Here is a 16617-nt window from a genome sequence, read left to right on the forward strand (position 1 = left end):
TGTAACTTATATGCAAAATCGCAATTTTAGAATAAAACTATGAGGAAGCTATCAATTTTTCTTTTAATAATGGTTGTTTTAGGCAGTTGTGCCAGACAAGACCGATTCATTATTGAGGGAAGTGTAACTGAGGGTGCCGGTGAAACCCTATATTTGTATCGAATGGATTTGGGAGGAGACGTACTTATTGATAGTACGGTAATTGGCAGGAATGATCAATTTACTTTTAGGCAAAATGCGCTGTTTGAACCGACATTTTTTAAACTTTCATTGACACCTAGTCGTTTTATTACGCTTTTGGGCGATTCCGCTGAACATATAAATATCACTGCTTCGTTAAGTCGTTTTTCAAGGGATTACACGGTTGAGAATTCACCCGGCTCAGAAAAAGTGCAAATTCTAAAGCGAAGAATTACGGCTTTACGCAGCGAAGTGGATGCTATAATCGATAATTTCAACGACTTACCTGAATCACAACAAGCCGAAGAATTGGAAGCAGTTAGCACGAGACTCACTGAAGAAATTGATGAATATAAAAAATTTATTGAGGCGTTCGTGTTGGAAAATCCTCGTTCATTTGCCAGTTATTATGCACTATTTCTGACTTTTTCTGATGAAACTCTGGTGATGAATATTCTAGATCGTGATGATCAGAGGCTTTTTGCAACAATTGCCACCAGCTTAAACCTAATATACCCCGATTCTGAGCGGGTGCGCCATTTATACAACATGGTTCTGAGTGTTAAAGCTGAAGAGCGCATGGCTCGAATGATACAGGAACTTGCAAATGAAGGACGATCTTATCCTGAACTGGTACTACCTGATCTGGACGGAAATGATGTGGCACTCTCTTCTCTCGAAGGCAACGTGATTTTGGTCTCATTTTGGGGTTCATGGGATGAAACCTCAGTTCGTGAAAACCGCAATTTAAAAAGGTTGTATTCTCAATATCATCATCGGGGTTTTGAAATTTATCAGGTGGGATTGGAGCGAAGCCGTGTGTTGTGGGAAAGCGCTGTTGTTAGAGATGAATTGCCATGGATAAGTGTAAGCGATTTGCAATTTACGAATTCCTATGCAGCACAGGTTTTTAATGTTCAACGAGTTCCTGCCAATTATTTGATCAGCAGGGAAGGGGAGCTCGTGGGCAAAGATCTGTTTGGAACAAGGCTGGAAGAAAGGCTTCGCGAGGAGTTATGATCCGTTTTTCGAACTTTTTAAGTGCATATTCGCTTTAAATTTAGAATGTTAAGCTTTTTTAGTTTGGAGGATATGCTTAAAAACAGATATATTTGTCGGCTAAAATTTAACCACGTACGTGGTTAAATTTTCTCATAAAGAATCGTAAGTATCTGTTTGTGTTAATATAAAGGCTTGGAACAGAAAAAGAAAATATATTTTGCTTCGGATGTACATCTTGGGGCACCAACAATTAAAAATCCCCAAGAGCATGAACGACGTTTTGTGCGTTGGTTGGATAGCGTAAAGCATGATGCTTCTGAGATATATCTTTTGGGCGATATTTTTGATTTCTGGTTTGAATATCGGAGAGCCATACCAAAAGGCTACTCCAGATTTATTGGTAAGCTTTGTGAACTAACGGATTCAGGGATTCCAGTACATTTCTTTACCGGAAATCATGACATTTGGGTGTTTGATTATTTGCCTACAGAAACCGGAATTCAGATTTATCGCAAGCCCTTAATCCGGGAAATTGATGGAAAGAAATTTTTCCTGGCACATGGGGATGGATTAACACGTTTTGAGAAGTCCTACAACAGGTTAAAGGCGATTTTCACAAACAATATCGCTCAAAAACTGTTCAGATTAATACATCCGGATTGTGGTGTTTGGTTCGCCAGGCTTTGGTCCGGAAAAAGTCGTGAGAAAAATCTGAAGTCTTACGGATCTGTTTTCCAAGGGGAGGATAAGGAGTGGCTAATTGTATGGGCTAAAGAGCAGCTGGAAGTTAATCATTTTGATTTCTTTGTATTTGGTCATCGACATATTGCAAAAGTGATTGATTTAAAAAATAATAGTAAACTAATATATCTGGGCGATTGGGTGAATCATTACTCCTATGGAGTTTGGGACGGGAATACCTTTAACCTGGAGTTCTTTGAGCATAAAAACTAAAACTTGATAAGTAAGCATGTGTGCAAAAAAATCCATTTATTCAGTAATCACAGGATCGGGAAGCTATATTCCCTCTGTTGTGATTGAAAATTCACACTTTGAGAACAATGTTTTCATGAATGAAGACGGGAGTGTTATTGACACCCCGGGAAAAGAGATTACAGAGAAGTTTGAGCAAATTACCGATATAATTGAGCGTCGTTTGGCGCCCAAAGAGATGGTTACCTCTGATATGGCTACCGAAGCTGCCAAAGAAGCCATTGCTGATTCGGGAATTGACCCCGAGGAGTTAGACTATATTATTGTGGCTCATAACCTGGGTGATATGAAAAGTGGCTCATTGTATCCTGATATATTGCCTACGCTGGCTTCGCGGGTAAAAAATAAGTTGGGGATTAAAAGCCCTAACGCCGTTGCATACGACATGACTTTTGGATGCCCTGGATGGACGCAGGCGATGATTCAGGCTAACTATTACATTAAGTCTGGAGACGCTCAAAAAGTTCTGGTTATTGGAGCCGATACCATCAGTCGTTCCATGGATCCGCATGATCGTGATACCATGATTTTTGCCGATGGTGCTTCTGCCACTATTCTCGAAGGACGTGTGAGCGAAGAGCCTGTGGGAATGCTTAAACATGTAGCCCGTACCGATGTTGATGATTATTTGGATCTCTTGAAAATGGGATGTTCTTACAATCCTGAAAGAGAGGGAACCTATTTAAAAATGCTTGGTCGTAAATTATACAATTATGCTCTTACCTATGTGCCATTGTTAGCTCAGGAGTGTTTGAGCAAAAACAATATGCAACTCAAGGATGTTAAGAAAGTTTTGATTCACCAGGCCAATGCCAAAATGGACGAAGCCATTTTAAAAAGAATTTTCCGTCTTTATGGAGAGAAGAACGTTGATTTCAGCGTAATGCCTATGACCATAAGAACTTTAGGGAATAGCAGTGTGGCCACAGTCCCAACGTTGTACGATCTCATTGTTAAGGGAAAGCTGGAAGGGCATGAACTAAAATCAGGTGATAATGTTATGATGACCTCGGTGGGAGCAGGAATGAACATCAATGCATTTATGTATAAAATGCCTTAAGTATGATTTAGAGAGAGGATATACAGATAAAAAATAAACGGCTTTTCGCATTGCGAAAAGCCGTTTTCTCAATTGGTTAAGTTAGTATTTGGTTAAAAAGGAAAATCGTCAAAATCAACTGACTGTTGTTCGCCAAATTCTGGTTTATCAGCCAACTTATGAACCCCGTTTCCATTCACATAAATGGCTCTGAAGGGAGGCAGAACGGGGCATGGATACTCACATGCACCGCAGCCTATGCAGATTTCCGGATAGACTTCTGGAATCATCAAACCATCCTTATAAGGAACCATGTCCACAGCCTTTGTCGGGCAATGCTCTGAACAGGCGCCACAATCGGTGCCATCGGTTACAACAACACAGTTTTCTTTTAAAAATCTAACTATTCCGACTTGTGTCAACTGTTTCTCCTCCATCGGAAGGGGTAATATGGCTCCGGTGGGACAAACATCGGCACATTTATGACAATCGAAGTTGCAGTAGCTGGTTTCATAATCCATAAATGGCTGCATAAACCCTCTCAATCCGTATTGGTTGATTGATGGCTGCAAAACATGAGTAGGACAGGCAGATATACAAAGTGCGCATCCGGTACATATGCTGTTAAAACGTCTTACTCCTCCCGATCCCGGAGGGGAAGGGAAGAAGTCCCTATTGTTAAGGGTTAGGTTGTGCTGACTTTCCGGTAATTTGTTTTTCTTAAGTGCATATACGCCCGATCCTGCCATCATAGCCAATCCTGTTACCAACAGTTTCCGCCTGGTTGCATCATTTTCATGCACATTCACATTCACTTCATCAGTTGAAGGTTTACCTGAGTCCAATTCCACTTTTGGTTTTGGAACTGATTTCAAGTTCCCAAAATCCAATGCCGCATCGGGACATACCTGTAAACAATTGAAGCAGGTTACACACCTTGTTTCATCTACTGAATAGTTTTTAATGCTGATGCATTCACTTTTACATACTGCAGCACATTTTCCGCATTTAGTACAGTTGTCCGGATTAAATTTGACTTTATACAAAGCCGCCTTAGAAGTAATTCCCAGAAATGTGCCGACAGGACAAATCACGTTACAAAAAAAACGTCCCCGCTTCCATGCCAAAACAAAGATAAAAGAGGTTAACGCAATGGTTAGCAGAACAGGGACAGTAGATACATGGTATATGGGAACATGGAAAAAAGAATAGTTTCCCTGATTTTGCATAAAGGTTGCAACCACATTGTTCATACTTCGTACCGAAGGATCAATGATAAATGAGAAAAATCGACCGGCAATACTGTATGGATCCAGCCATACCACTATAAAACCAAGACCCGCGACCATAGAAATAATCATTAATCCCATGAAAGAGTATCGCCATATTGGATGTGCTTTTTTATACTTGTAAAACACTCTTTTCTTTGAAAACCTTTTGGATATGTTTGACACAATATCCTGCAAAATTCCAAGTGGACAAATGGTTGAGCAATACAATCGTCCAAACAACAAAGTTAAAATTAATACAATAATAAAACCTCCTGCGGTCAGCAAGGAGAAAGTTTGTACAAAGTTAAGAATTGAAGGTACAAATTGTAGATAGAGTATCTGCCCGAAACGTTCATCGGCGTACTTCTCGAATATATCAATAAAAAGCGACAGGGTGAGTAACAGGAAAATAATTCCCAGTATCACCCTGAGCTTTTTCAGTTTTGAAAACAGCGTCATATTTGTTTAGATTCTGATGCGATTAATTGACAGTTGTTCCAGGTTGGTAGTACCAAACCCCATCTCTTCTGCGATTCTTATATGTCCAATTTCATTGGGTTGACTACCAAACATAAGTGTTGCGGCCGAGTCTACAGCTACAATGTCTGTTCCTGCTACCAAAGCTCCCAGATCTACAACATCGGCAACTGAGACTCCACGAGGGCCATTTCTGGTCATCATTCTGTAACCATCGATAACATTCAAATCCGGTTTTTTAAAGGCCAGAAAATCTGCAATGCACTGACTTAGATCGTTTCCATGGTAAAATCTGCGATCCCAAACGCAACCCATTAGGTTTTTAATTGCGAGGGTAACTGTTGTTGACCCGTGATGTTTTAAAACCGGAACATTTATAAAAACGTCTGTATTTAAAACCATTTCGTGGACTTTGGTTGTTTTAAGGATTTTTGCACCCGGAATGCTCACTTCACGGTAGTTCCTTTCATTGTTTCCGGGAACAATGGTTCCACCATTTTGACGCACAGCTGCTTCAATTCCACTGTTGCGATATGCACGATCCCACTGATCACAGGTGTGATCAAATACAAAAACATCGGCGGCGCCTGCCTCAAATGCAGCTTTTACCATACGTCCAACCAAGTCGGGATTGGTATTGGCAGCTCTTTCAGGTGGTGTATCCCAGCCGATATTTGGTTTTATTAGTACCCGCTGTCCTTGTTTTACAAAACGTCCCATTCCGCCAATGGCTTCCATGGCTTTGTCGAACATTTGTGGCGGAGTACCGCCACGAACTGCAGCCAAATCATAATTTCCCTGCACTGCGGGCTGAGAAGCAAGAGTGTCTAAACCCCCAAACATTGGAGCCACTGCTCCTAAAAGACCTACTCCTACGCTGCGTGTCACAAATTCTCTTCTTTTCATCATATCTGTTGCTGTTTAAATATTGCATCCCAAATTATACGGATAATCCGTTGTTGAATGCCATGTTAACCTCTTGGTTCATTTAAAGTTATTAAAAAGAGATGAACCATTGAATCGTTGCAGGCAATTTAGAATTAGAACAAATAAAGATTAAAGCCTAATTCCCACCAAATAGGGATGTTAGAATGACGCTGTGTAGGAAAATGGTGTGTGTTAATGTTTTGTTAATGGATTTGAAGTGCCGAATATTCTTTCATCTGTGTATAATTTGTTTTTGAGTACTCGGGAGAACTCGCCAATAATCTTTGGCTGCGCCGATCTTGCGATTCTCATGGCTCGTTTCATACAAACAAAAAACAGGTTGCTAAATGCAACCTGTTTAAATTTAAGTGGGTTGTACTGGATTCGAACCAGTGACCCCTACCCTGTCAAGGTAATGCTCTAAACCAACTGAGCTAACAACCCCGGCCTCTGTTACTGCAAAAATAATGCTTTTTTTATATGATAAAAATATTTGAAAGGCAGTAATGAAAAGTCTTTTTGTGATTGGTTTGTAAGATGCAGATATTTAATTGTATGGGAAACTTTCTGCCATAAAAAAAAGCCCCGGTGGGGCCTTTTTTTTCATTTAGATTTTTTAGCTGATTCTATGGGAAAGGCATTATTGTGACTTTCGCATGCAAATATACACAAAAATTAACAAAAGCAAACAGTTTTCGCATTTAAATTATTTCAATGCGAAAACCATAGATTGCATTAAGCCATCTGTATATCAATTGTTGATCTCTTCCATCTCCCGTCTATTATCAAGATCGGTAATAATCTTTTCCATCTTAGCATCGCTCAATTTGTAAAAGATCATGAAAATTCCTGAAATAAGAGCTGCAATGCCGGGTACATAACTCATCATTAACTTGATGCCCTGTATGGTTTCTGGATTTTGTTCTACATTGGCCTGAAATCCGAAATAGGCCAGTAGCCAGAGCGTTATGGAACCACCCAGTGTCCATCCAAGTTTTTGCGACATGCTTGATGCCGAAAATACCAGTCCCGTGGCACGACGTCCGGTTTTCCACTGTGAGTAATCGGCTGCATCGGCATACATAGCCCACATCAGCGGGAAGATGATGCCTGCGCAGAAACTGATCATGGCCTGAAGCGTAAAAATTAGGAAAAGGTTATCTCTTGTAAGATAAAAGAAAAGTGAGCTTAATGCTGCTGCAGTAAACATAGCTGATATAAAGGTCACTCGTTTTCCAATAATTGCTGATATTGGCTTGGCCATCATCACTCCAATCATATTGGTTGCCTGACCTAAAAATATATAGAAAGTGCTTAAGGCAAATGTCATTCTTGAAAACACTAATGCTGATTCACTGGTTATATCATTACTTATGTAGTATTTGAAATAGTACATCGCAACACCATCTCTTACTGAATTAAATATAAGTGTCATTACTCCGGCTCCAAGTATTACAAACCATGGAATGTTGCCTGCAAGGTTTTTCAAATCTTCTTTCAGATTGTTTTTTTGATCTTTAGGAGGGGTAATTCTTTCTCTTGTCCATGAAAATGTAAGAAGAAAGAAACCCACTGCGATTAAACCAATAACCACCATGGTCAATTGATAGGCAGTGGAAATATCTACCATTTCCAGGCTGTTGAAACCATCTACCAATGGTTGAAAAAGTGCTACCACCAGCAAACTTCCGGCAAAAGCAAATACCATTCTGTATGAGGCAAAACTTGTACGTTCTGTTGATTTTGCTGTCATAACACCCAAAAGGCTTGCGTAAGGTACATTTATCGCAGTATAAACCATCATCATCAGCGTATACGTTATGTAAGCATAAACGATTTTCCCAGTCACATCAAGATTTGGAGTGGTAAAAAGCAACACGCCAATGATGGCAAACGGAAAAGCAATCCATAATAAATAGGGTCGGAATTTTCCCCATTTGGTGTTGGTTCTGTCTCCAATTATCCCCATAATGGGGTCGTTGGCCGTGTCCCAAATACGTGTGACCAGAAACATGGTTCCTGCTGCCGCAGCCGGAATGCCAAAAACATCGGTATAAAATATGGCCAGATAAAAGGTAAATATTTTCCAAAACATGGAAGATGCTGCATCTCCAAATCCATACCCTATTTTCTCTTTAAGGCTAACCTTAGACTGAATTGTTTGAGCCATTTTAGTGATATTTCGTTATAAGTTCAGTTGTCAGTATTATAAACGGTTATATAATTCCATTAATGCACGTGAATTATGATACGGGCATTTCCAGAAACCTGCTTTTGGATCGGAAAGCATGGGTAATCCCTGATTATTCACCCTCAAGTGCCACTCTCCATTTTCCCTGTCAATGATATGCTTTTTGATATAATCCCACATTTTCATCATGGCTGTCTGGTATTTTTCCTCACCGCTTAGCTGAAAGGCATTCATAAAACCTACCATGGCTTCTGCCTGTACCCACCAATGCCTGTCTCTGTCTAAATGATCGGACAAGAGATCTTTTTCGTAATATAGCGAATTGTCCTGAGCAAGCCCTTCTTTTAGCGTAACATCCGTCATTCGGAGGCTCATGGATTCAACCTTCTGCAATAATTCCGGGTTGTCAATAAATTCAGCGGCTTCACACAGCAACCAGGCTCCTTCAATATCATGGCCATATGATACCATTTCTGATTTTACAGCCCAATCTTTATCAAAAAACAGTTCAAAATGCGCATTTTCAGGGTTGATTATCTTACCAAGAAAAACCTTAACGAGATCTTCCATTTTCTTTTTTAAGCCATCATCAGTCCATACTCTGAAAAGGTTAGTATATGGTTCTATGATGTGAAGATGAGTATTCATTGATTTTGGTTCATTGGCATCCTTATCACTGAGACGCATGTCCTCTAAAGGATTCCAGTCCCGCGAAAGAGCTTCAACGTAGCCTCCGTGTTGATGATCAAAACTGTGTTTTTCAATGCAGTTGTAAAGTTTAATGGCATAGTCAAGACTCTCCATATTCTCTGTTGCTTTAAAATATTCAGAAAACCCATATATGCCAAATCCCTGTGCATAGATTTGCTTTCGATCATTGCAAACATTCCCTTTTGCATCAACGCTCCAGAATAGGCCTTCGTATTTTTCATCCCAGAAATACCGAGTGATGTAATTATAGGCCAGATCTGCCACCTTCAGATACTCTTCATTTTTCAGAAAGTTATATGCCGAAGCAAAAGTCCATAAAATGCGAGTATTCAATACAACTCCTTTGATGGCTTCAGAATTTGGTGTACCATCATTACATAGTTCTCCGAAGAAACCTCCGTTTTCCTTATCTACGGTATAGTTTTTCCAAAAATCAAGAATGTTGATGTACTCTTGTTTCAGTTCATTTTTTAGTTTAGAAACATCCAGGTTCATAAAATTATATTGGGATAAAAAAGAAGAGGCTGTGAAGTTGGTTTGTGCCGGTCTCTAATCTGGTTATCGGCAAAGATTGTTTAGCCTCCAATTCGTAGACCCTTCTTTTTTAATAGATATTGTTATTACATGAATTTGAGATTTTTGTCAATCAGGTTGTTGATGGTTTGCACCGACGCTGCCGAACGTAACTGATCCTGCGGCGAATTAATGCAGTAGTCAACCAACTGATCGATGGTTGAAACTGCCACATGCATACGGGTGTCCGATGAAGCATAATAAATATATACTTTTCCGTCTTCATCGGCAATCCATCCGTTATTAAAAACTACGTTGGAAACATCTCCCACTCGCTCTTCTTTTAACGGTGATATAAAATGACCATTGGGTTTGTGTGTCACCAGCCATGGTTTTTCCATATCGGTCATGAACATATAAATGGTGTATCGCAAACCTGCTGCGGTATTTCTTACCCCATGTGCCATTTGAAGCCATCCTTTTTCTGTCCGGATGGGAGCCGGTCCCAGTCCGTTCTTTACTTCATAAATGGTGTGGTAGGTTTTGGCATCAACGATGACTTCCTCTTTTATTTCTGCATTTTCAATGGATTCGGAGAATCCAAAGCCGATTCCTCCTCCCTTTCCGGTATCGATGAATCCATCCTGAGGGCGGGTGTAAAACGCGTATTTCCCCTCAATAAAATGAGGGAAAAGCACCACATTTCTTTGTTGGCCGGTGGTTGAAATTAAATCAGGTAAACGTTCCCATTTTACAAGATCCATGGTGCGAGCAATGCCTGCTGCAGCAACAGCGCTGCTGGTATCCCCTGGAGGCGCTTCAGGATCTTTTCTCTCTGTGCAAAATATGCCATAAACGTATCCATCGTCATGCCTGGTTAGGCGCATGTCATACACATTGGTGTCAGGCTCTTCGGTTTCCGGCAGTGTGATGGGGCGATTCCAAAATCGAAAATTGTCAACGCCGTTTGGACTTTCAGCAATGGCAAAAAACGATTTTCGGTCGTTCCCCTCTACGCGAACAGCTAACAGGTATTTATCTCCCCATTTGATGGCACCTGAGTTAAAGGTGGCATTAAAACCAATTCTCTCCATAAAACATGGATTGGTTTCAGGATTCAAATCAAATCGCCAGTGAAGGGGGACGTGATTCCTCGTAAGAATGGGGTTTTTATAGCGGCTGTAAATGCCATTGCTGCTAAATAGTGCCTCATTAGGTTTTGATAACAGAGCTTCGTGCTCTGTTTTTACGCGGTTATACCGCGATGAAAATAAATCTTTCTGCATCAATTCTCAATTATAATCTTGTAAATGTGTTTGCTTTTGGAACAATTATTTTTGCTGGTAATTTGCCCAATCGTTTAAAAGCCAGATATGTTGCTGAGATGTGAATTGGCGAAAATCATCTGCTGCCGGATGTTGGGGATGGGGAACATAAAAGTGGTCAAGATCATGGTTTCTCCAAACCATGACGTAGGCCATTCTTCTGGTCCATTCGTTGGCATTCAGTACTTTTGCCAAGGATTGGGTGTACCAGTTTTCATCAGGAATTGTGTCCAGACCTGTTTCGGTAAACGCAGCTATTTTTCCTGTTTCTTTTGCGTATTTGGCGGCAATTTCAAGTTTTAATATGGCATCCTGAAGTCCATCAGGTCCTCTTCTCATATCATAGTAGTTGTCCACACCAATAACATGCACATATTCATCTCCCGGATACCAGGTTAAGTACTCGTCGATTGAATTAAAAAATCTGTCGGGTGAATAGGCCACCAGAAAGTTGTCTAACCCCTGTTCCCACATATAATCAATGGTGAATCTGAATAACTCTTTCATCTCATCCGGAGTTGTCAGGTCTGCTCCCCACCAAAACCAACCTCCATCCATCTCATGCCACGGACGAAAAATAAAAGGTAATTTTTCGCCATTTTCCTCATTTAGTTCTTTGAAAAACGCCACCAGTTTATCCATGTGTTTTAGAAATACCTCGTGATGCGATCCTCCCGGAAGAATGTGTTTTACCACTTTTTCATCGGTTACCCAGGAGCTTTTACTTTCATCCAGAGCTGAAAACGGGTGCCAGCTGAATGTATTTACACCTCCATTTTGATGGGCCCAAATGGCAAATTGCCTCATTTTATTAAATGGTACGCTGTCCAGATTCATCTCATGACCCAGTTCAATGCCTCCAAGCTCCCATCCAAAAAGAGCGGGGTAATCACCTGCCGTTCTTTTTACATCTGATTCGCCATCCACGTATTTCCAACCAATTCCATATGCCAAATCATCCTGATGGCCAAAGAGGGTTGCTTTTCCGGTGATGGACATCAGGTCGTCAAAAAGTTTTTGAGCAACACTTTTATTCTCCTCACCAGTTTGGGATGAAGGATTTGCACAGCCTGCCAAAATAAAAAGAGAAAGCAGGAATGAGATAATAGCTGTTTTCATGTTTATAGCTTTGTATGTAATTGATATTCAGAGATCATTGTCTGTTGTTTTTTAAAACGAAAAATAGATGGATTTTAGTGATGAAACAAATACGAATTAATCACATCCTGATACTATTATGTATTTTGACATTTTAGAAGTGTAATATATTGAGATACAAATGTAAAAGATCGTTGTACATCTCTTTTTTAGTTGATCTTCGACTGAATTCTGAGAGTATTTTATGCCGTAGTGTTAATTATATTGCATTAAAAGAGTGTCTTAGATTGATTTTAATGAGCGAATCCGATGTGATTAAAATTAATGCTATTGGTTATGGATATGTTTGAGAACACCTAGTTGCAATTAACAGTCATTATTATTCAGTAGATCATAAATTGTATAATTACAGATGGATATGAATTCAGAAGGGCTCTGTTTGGAGTATTTAAATCAATGATACTATATTGTCACTCGTTGTCTCCGAATTTAAAAATCTTGTATTCTCAAAAGAAAAACTTTCATCAAATTTAACTGTTACCTCTGTAATGGAATTGCTATTTTTGTTCGAAACAGAAAATTTTATTGAAAGTTAAAACTTATCATGGCTAATATTCCCTTTACACATTTACACGTTCACTCTCAATACTCTATACTTGATGGTCAAGCCAGTGTGCAGGCGTTGGTTAACAAAGCTGTTGAGGATGGCATGTCTGCCATTGCCCTCACCGATCACGGAACTATGCTTGGCATTAAGGAGTTTTATGATTTATGTAAAAAGAAAAAAATTAAACCAATTATAGGAGTGGAGGCCTATGTGGCAGAGCGAACCATTGCTGATCGTTCCGATAAAAATCTGGATCGGTCGGGACGGCACTTGGTCATACTTGCTAAGAACCTGAAGGGATATAAAAATCTCCTGAAACTTACATCCATTGCCTATGTTGAAGGTTTTTTCTATCGCCCCCGAATTGATAAACAGCTACTTGAAAAACATCATGAAGGATTAATTATCACATCGGCCTGCCTGGGAGGCGAAATACCCAGGAAAATCATCAACAATGATTTTGACGGAGCCAAAGAAGCAATTCTTTGGTACAAAAATCTTTTTGGGGAAGATTTCTATCTTGAATTGCAGCGACATCCTTCAGAAGATCCCCGCATGCGAAAGTTGGTTTACGATGAACAGAAGATCGTTAATGAAAAATTGGTTGAATTCAGTAAAGAATTGGGTGTAAAGGTGATTGCTGCCAATGATGTGCATTTTGCTGATGCAGCAAAAGCTGAGGCACATGATGTGATGATATGCCTCAACACCGGTAAGGATCAGGACGATGAAAGCCGTATGCGTTATACGCGCCAGGAGTGGTTCAAAACAACAGCAGAGATGAATCAACTTTTTGCCGATATTCCGGAAGCGTTACAAAACACCATGGAAATTGCCGATAAGGTAGAAATATATGAGTTGGACTCGCCTCCAATTATGCCACTTTTCCCAATTCCTGAGGATTTTGGTAGCTGGGAAGGGTATCGTGAAAAGATTAGTGAAGATGATTTAAAGGAAGAGTTTGGAGCAGAACGTTATGCGTCTCTGGGTGGGGACTATGATCATTTGCTTCGGGTTAAGTTGGAAGCTGATTACCTTGAACATTTGGCTTATGTTGGTGCAAAAAAGTTTTATGGAGATCCGGTTCCCGATAATGTTAAGGAGCGAATTGACTTTGAACTGAACACCGTGAAAACCATGGGTTTTCCAGGTTACTTCCTGATAGTTCAGGATTTCATAAATGCAGCACGTGATATGGGGGTTTTGGTAGGGCCCGGTCGTGGTTCAGCTGCAGGTTCAGCCGTGGCATATTGCGTGGGTATTACTTCTGTTGATCCCATAAAATTTGATTTGCTGTTTGAGCGATTCCTCAATCCCGACAGGATTTCGATGCCTGACGTGGACATTGATTTTGATGACGATGGCCGACAGCTCGTTCTTAACTGGGTGGCAGATAAATACGGCAAAGATAAAGTGGCGCATATTTGTACTCTGGGAACCATGGCCGCAAAATCGGCCATAAAGGATGTGGGTAGGGTGCTTAAGCTTCCTTTATCGGAAACCGACCGAATATCCAAGTTAATTCCTGAAAAACCGGGAACCAAACTCGCCAATGCATATAAGGAGGTTTTGAACCTGGAAGTTGAAAATGGGACTTTAGAAAATGTTCTGCCTGCTCTGGAGCGAAAGCTTAGTGCAGCACGTTCTGCGAATAAAGATAAAGAGGTGGCGCGTTTAGAGATGCTCCGCATATTTGCCACAGAGATGCTGAATGGAAGAAATTCCGGAAATGAGACCTTGTTGAAAACCCTTGAACTAGCATGTGACCTGGAGGGATCGATTCGTCAAACAGGTGTGCATGCCTGCGGAGTTCTGATTGGTCGGGATCCATTAGATGAACACATTCCTTTAATGCCTGCTAAGGAAGGTGTAAACCTTTTGGTTACACAGTACGAAGGAAATCTGGTTGAATCCATCGGGTTGCTTAAAATGGACTTCCTCGGGTTAAAAACGCTTTCCATCATAAAGGAAACTCTTGAGGCCATTAAGCTATCAAAAGGGTTTGATCTCGATATGGATGATACCAACTTTACCTATGACGATGAAAAAACCTTTGAGCTTTTTTCACGTGGTGAAACAACCGCCATTTTCCAGTTTGAGTCGGCAGGGATGAAAAAATACCTCCGCGAACTTCAACCCAACCGTTTTGAAGATTTGGTGGCCATGAACGCGCTTTACCGTCCGGGCCCGATGGAATACATTCCCAATTATGTAGCCCGTAAACATGGCCGTGAGGATATCAACTACGATCATCCATTGATGGAATCTTACCTTGAAGAAACTTATGGAATTACAGTTTTCCAGGAGCAGGTGATGCTTCTGTCGAGGAAGCTCGCAGGTTTTACTCGTGGCGAGTCCGACTCCCTTCGTAAGGCCATGGGGAAAAAGTTGATGGAAGTGATGGCCAAATTAAAGGCCAAATTCTCAGATGGGTGTAAGAATAATCCGAAATTCATTGAGGGTTGCGAAAAAGTTGCCAAAAAACCGGATGTGTTGATTGAGAAAATATGGAAAGACTGGGAAGCATTTGCCAGTTATGCCTTCAATAAATCTCACTCGGTTTGTTATGCAAATCTGGCCTATAAAACGGGGTACTTAAAAGCACATTATCCTGCTGAATTCATGGCAGGGGTTTTAAGTCGAAATTTGAACGATATCTCCAAGATTACCACCTTCATGGAAGAATGCCGTCGCATGGGGTTAGAAGTTCTTGGACCGGATGTTAATGAAAGTCACCTCAAATTTACCGTAAATAAAAAAGGAGCTTTACGCTTTGGGATGGCTGCAATCAAAGGTGTTGGAGAAGGCGTTGTTCAGGAAATCATAAAAGAACGCGAGAAGAACGGACCATACAAAGATGTTTTCGATTTTATTGAGCGAATTAGTTTGCAAACTGTAAACAAAAAGGCCATCGAGGCTCTAGCTGGTGCAGGTGGGTTTGATAGCCTCGGCAATATTCACAGGGCTCAGTTTTTTGCAGTAGCTGCAGGTGATGACGGATCTTTTATCGAGAAACTTATTCGTTACGGAAATCGCTATCAAAGTGATAAAGCAACCAACCAGAACTCTCTTTTTGGAACAGCTGAACTGGCTGTAGAAATTAAGAAACCGGACATTCCTCAATGCCTTGAATTTTCTACCCTCGAAAAGCTGGAAAAAGAAAAGGATTTGATAGGCATGTATCTGTCGGCGCACCCCCTTGATGACTATCGGCTCGAAATTCAAAATTATTGCAATTTGGAAGTCAGTAAGTTAAATGATATCGAGACTCTTAAGGGAAGAGAGTTTACAGTGGGAGGCATGGTAACAAATGTTCGTCAGGGATTCACAAAAAAAGGGAACAAGTTCAGCATTTTAACGCTTGAAGATTACTCAGGTAGTTTTGACTTTGCTTTTTTCGGGGAGGATTACATCAAGTTCAACAACTATTTTGAATCCAATCTGTTTATCATGGTAAAAGGCAAAGTTCAGCCTAAAAAATTCAGACCTGAAGAGTTCGAGGCAAAAGTTCATAGTATTTCTCTTTTGGCCGACATTTTGGATAATCAGGTTAAATGTCTGACTCTGAGAATTCCTTTGAGCGGATTAACCAACGAGGTGGTAACCGAGTTGGCTCATATCACGATGGAGAACAAAGGCAAGGTATCTCTCCGCTTTCAAGTTTATGACGAAGAAAATGAGCGTCAAAACATCAAACTCTTATCACGAAATGTAATGGTCAATTTAACCGGTGATTTGGTGCGTTTTTTCGAAGAAAGGCCTGAAATTTCAATGATATTAAGTTAGGAATTTTAATCTAAAAATGGCTATCTTTGAACAAGAGGGTATTTTTTGTGTTTTGTAATATATTCAATTAGTTTTAAATTTATATCTAACAACATTAAATAAACCAGATAATTATGGCAATTGAAGTAACTGATTCCAATTTTGATGAACTGGTTCTGAACTCAGACAAACCTGTTCTTTTGGATTTTTGGGCCGAATGGTGTGGCCCATGTAGAATGGTAACTCCCATTGTAGCAGAGTTGGCCGATGAGTATAAGGATAAGGCTGTTGTTGCAAAAATGGATGTTGATGGTAATCCTGAAACCTCTGTGAAGTTTGGAATTAGAAATATTCCAACCATCCTGTTTTTTAAGAATGGAGAGGTTGTAGATAAGCAGGTAGGAGCTGTTCCTAAAACAATTTTGGCTTCTAAACTTGATGCAATTCTGTAACTAAGAAATAGTTGAGAGTAAAGAATAAAAGGCGATTCCTACGAATCGCCTTTTGTGTTATTATTC

The 16617-nt window shown here is 40.3% G+C and carries 11 protein-coding genes and 1 tRNA gene; 5 read left to right on the forward strand and 7 right to left on the reverse strand.

Translation table 11 applies throughout. The features are described 5' to 3' along the window. Positions 1-39: 39 nt before the first annotated feature. The 3 genes from B5X70_RS15630 (at position 40) to B5X70_RS15640 (ending at position 3235) form a co-directional block, all read left to right on the forward strand. Positions 40-1200: a TlpA disulfide reductase family protein gene (locus B5X70_RS15630; protein ID WP_079558848.1), complete on the forward strand. Its 1161-nt coding sequence runs from the start codon at positions 40-42 to the stop codon at positions 1198-1200. Between the two features lie 174 nt (positions 1201-1374). Continuing rightward, the gene (locus B5X70_RS15635; protein ID WP_079558849.1) at positions 1375-2136 is read left to right on the forward strand and encodes a UDP-2,3-diacylglucosamine diphosphatase; all 762 of its coding nucleotides are present in this window, start codon (positions 1375-1377) and stop codon (positions 2134-2136) included. Positions 2137-2152: 16 nt separating this feature from the next. Continuing rightward, positions 2153-3235 (forward strand): 3-oxoacyl-ACP synthase III family protein, encoded by a 1083-nt coding sequence (locus tag B5X70_RS15640; RefSeq protein ID WP_079558850.1) that lies wholly within the window; start codon positions 2153-2155, stop codon positions 3233-3235. 92 nt (positions 3236-3327) lie between these two features. On the opposite strand, the gene B5X70_RS15645 is transcribed toward B5X70_RS15640, so the two are convergent. From B5X70_RS15645 to B5X70_RS15675, 7 genes are all read right to left on the reverse strand, one after another. Further along, a complete protein-coding gene (locus B5X70_RS15645; RefSeq protein ID WP_079558851.1) occupies positions 3328-4944 on the reverse strand; it encodes a 4Fe-4S binding protein in 1617 nt (538 codons plus the stop codon). 6 nt (positions 4945-4950) lie between these two features. Beyond that, on the reverse strand, positions 4951-5871 hold the full coding sequence (locus tag B5X70_RS15650; RefSeq protein ID WP_232468422.1) for a DUF362 domain-containing protein: 921 nt from the start codon (positions 5869-5871) through the stop codon (positions 4951-4953). A gap of 387 nt (positions 5872-6258) precedes the next feature. Continuing rightward, a tRNA-Val gene (locus B5X70_RS15655) sits at positions 6259-6333 on the reverse strand. 307 nt (positions 6334-6640) lie between these two features. Then, complete coding sequence (locus tag B5X70_RS15660; protein WP_079558852.1) at positions 6641-8059, reverse strand: MFS transporter; 1419 nt, start codon at positions 8057-8059, stop codon at positions 6641-6643. 36 nt (positions 8060-8095) lie between these two features. Continuing rightward, positions 8096-9286 carry an AGE family epimerase/isomerase gene (locus tag B5X70_RS15665; protein WP_079558853.1) on the reverse strand — a complete coding sequence of 397 codons (1191 nt, stop codon included), beginning with the start codon at positions 9284-9286 and terminating at the stop codon, positions 8096-8098. A gap of 125 nt (positions 9287-9411) precedes the next feature. Further along, positions 9412-10590 (reverse strand): glycoside hydrolase family 130 protein, encoded by a 1179-nt coding sequence (locus B5X70_RS15670; RefSeq protein ID WP_079558854.1) that lies wholly within the window; start codon positions 10588-10590, stop codon positions 9412-9414. A gap of 45 nt (positions 10591-10635) precedes the next feature. Further along, on the reverse strand, positions 10636-11748 hold the full coding sequence (locus B5X70_RS15675) for a glycoside hydrolase family 26 protein (RefSeq protein ID WP_079558855.1): 1113 nt from the start codon (positions 11746-11748) through the stop codon (positions 10636-10638). A gap of 583 nt (positions 11749-12331) precedes the next feature. Between B5X70_RS15675 and dnaE the strand changes: the two genes are divergently transcribed. After that, a complete protein-coding gene (gene dnaE, locus B5X70_RS15680) occupies positions 12332-16120 on the forward strand; it encodes a DNA polymerase III subunit alpha (RefSeq protein WP_079558856.1) in 3789 nt (1262 codons plus the stop codon). Between the two features lie 113 nt (positions 16121-16233). After that, positions 16234-16551 (forward strand): thioredoxin, encoded by a 318-nt coding sequence (gene trxA / locus B5X70_RS15685; RefSeq protein ID WP_079558857.1) that lies wholly within the window; start codon positions 16234-16236, stop codon positions 16549-16551. The last annotated feature ends 66 nt before the right edge of the window (positions 16552-16617 follow it).

The organism is Alkalitalea saponilacus (assembly GCF_900168165.1).
Lineage (GTDB): Bacteria > Bacteroidota > Bacteroidia > Bacteroidales > Marinilabiliaceae > Natronoflexus > Natronoflexus saponilacus.

Excerpts from the sequence above, each read along its gene's own strand:
- B5X70_RS15650 (WP_232468422.1), bottom strand. The coding sequence starts at position 5,871 with ATGATGAAAAGAAGAGAATTTGTGACACGCAGCGTAGGAGTAGGTCTT.
- B5X70_RS15640 (WP_079558850.1), top strand. The coding sequence starts at position 2,153 with ATGTGTGCAAAAAAATCCATTTATTCAGTAATCACAGGATCGGGAAGC.
- B5X70_RS15670 (WP_079558854.1), bottom strand. The coding sequence starts at position 10,590 with ATGCAGAAAGATTTATTTTCATCGCGGTATAACCGCGTAAAAACAGAG.
- dnaE (WP_079558856.1), top strand. The coding sequence starts at position 12,332 with ATGGCTAATATTCCCTTTACACATTTACACGTTCACTCTCAATACTCT.
- B5X70_RS15630 (WP_079558848.1), top strand. The coding sequence starts at position 40 with ATGAGGAAGCTATCAATTTTTCTTTTAATAATGGTTGTTTTAGGCAGT.
- B5X70_RS15645 (WP_079558851.1), bottom strand. The coding sequence starts at position 4,944 with ATGACGCTGTTTTCAAAACTGAAAAAGCTCAGGGTGATACTGGGAATT.
- trxA (WP_079558857.1), top strand. The coding sequence starts at position 16,234 with ATGGCAATTGAAGTAACTGATTCCAATTTTGATGAACTGGTTCTGAAC.
- B5X70_RS15660 (WP_079558852.1), bottom strand. The coding sequence starts at position 8,059 with ATGGCTCAAACAATTCAGTCTAAGGTTAGCCTTAAAGAGAAAATAGGG.
- B5X70_RS15665 (WP_079558853.1), bottom strand. The coding sequence starts at position 9,286 with ATGAACCTGGATGTTTCTAAACTAAAAAATGAACTGAAACAAGAGTAC.
- B5X70_RS15675 (WP_079558855.1), bottom strand. The coding sequence starts at position 11,748 with ATGAAAACAGCTATTATCTCATTCCTGCTTTCTCTTTTTATTTTGGCA.